Origin of the sequence: Paenibacillus sp. 598K (assembly GCF_003851045.1) — a bacterium.
Taxonomy (GTDB): domain Bacteria; phylum Bacillota; class Bacilli; order Paenibacillales; family Paenibacillaceae; genus Paenibacillus_D.
On sequence record NZ_BFBX01000137.1, the window covers coordinates 482 to 1014 of the forward strand.

The window sequence follows — 533 nt, forward strand, 5'->3', positions numbered from 1 at the left end:
TGATGAGCAGCGGCGCGATCGAGATCATCGGCACGCACTGCAAGCCGATCAGGAGCGGGAACACCGACTGCGAGAAGTAACGGGAGTACACGATGATGACTGCGGCCGGGATGCCGAACAGCACCGACAGCCCGAAGCCGGCAAGAATCTCGAACAAGGTGACGCCACTATGCCGCAACAGGACGTCGCTGTCCTGGATCATCCGGCTAAGGATATCGGTCGGCGTCGGCAGCAGATAGGCCGGGATGTCGAAGAGCAGGCAGACCAGCTGCCACAGGACGAGGAACCCCATGAAGGTGGCGCTGACGGACAGCGCCTGCCTCAGATTGAATCCAGCTTTCATACGGACGGCTCCTTTCAGGATGCGCCGCTACTGCGGCAAGTAATCGTTGGTGTAGTAGTGATCCGCAGACTGCCGGGACTCCATCAGACCGCTCTCGAGCAGCCGCTCGGCCATCGCATCCATCTTTTCGCCGTCCGACCAGCCATACGGCTTGCCCTCCGGCCGGATCGCCAGCTCGCCGGTTCGCTTG

Annotated in this window: 1 protein-coding gene; it reads right to left on the bottom strand. The window is 61.7% G+C overall.

Translation table 11 applies throughout. The features are described from left to right. The coding region (locus PA598K_RS30935) for an ABC transporter permease (RefSeq protein ID WP_376739100.1) at window positions 1–343 on the bottom strand (343 nt) is incomplete at its 3' end. Window positions 344–533: the final 190 nt, after the last annotated feature.